The 969-nt window shown below is 29.3% G+C and carries 1 protein-coding gene; it reads right to left on the bottom strand.

Going from position 1 to position 969, the window contains the following annotated elements:
• Nucleotides 1-247: 247 nt before the first annotated feature.
• A partial coding sequence (locus KA926_RS03460; RefSeq protein WP_210122499.1) for a protein rep occupies nt 248-969 on the bottom strand: 722 nt, incomplete at its 5' end.

Here is a 969-nt window from a genome sequence, read left to right on the forward strand (position 1 = left end):
AAGCCAGAAAAACGATATAACTTTTATATATATTTTTCTAATTTGATTGGAACTCCCTAAAATTTATATAACTTAAAAAGTTAAATTGTTTATCTCATTTTTTGTACATAACCAGTGGCGAATTTTTCAGACACTGCCCATTTACATGCAAATTAAAATTTTCATGGTAAAACTGGTCAACCATGCCGGTTGAACGCTATAGTTCCTGCAGGGGCAAAAATACATAAAAAAAACGCTAGCTTTTAAGCTAACGTTTCAAATCTTTTAAGTAATAATTTTGTTTTTCAAAATTCCAAATTGCAGTAATTGAATGTGCTTTTTCTTCTTCGTCTGTTGTTTTATCTTCGTCACTTGTATTAATTAAATTGCCATCTTCGGCATCGTCTAAATTTAAAATTTTATGTTTTTGTTTAAGCAATCCACCATAACTCAACATACGTTTTCGGTATAAACCTTTTTCTAAATCATTCACGATTTCCTGATTTCTTTCGTCATCATCAGTTAAAAAATCAGATGATTTAACCGAATATTTCGAGGTTTCTTTGATTGCTGCTTGAATATCTTTATCGCCTTTTTGATTTGGTTTGATCGCTTTAATATTTGCTACTGGCCGATAATTAACTTGTAATGCTTTTTGCCATAAATTAATCCAATCATTTTGAGAAATGTAATTCTCAGAACCTCTAAAATATTTACTTTCAACACACAATAAAACATGCATATGTTGATTATAACTACCGTCATTTTTATTAACTGTAACCTCTGTCGAACGCATAAAACCAATTAAATTTTTACTAACTTTTTTATATTTAAATAATCTTCTAAATGATTCAGTTAAATGTTTAAGACTTTTTTCTAAAGTATCTCCATCTATCGCATTTCGTGTTGATAGTGTAAGAAACAACCAACGTGCTTTCGGCTTTTCTTTAACCACTTCTTCAATCACTCTTTGAGCTTGATAACTATTTT

Source organism: Staphylococcus sp. GDY8P94P (assembly GCF_017892255.1).
GTDB classification, from domain to species: Bacteria; Bacillota; Bacilli; order Staphylococcales; family Staphylococcaceae; genus Staphylococcus; species Staphylococcus cohnii.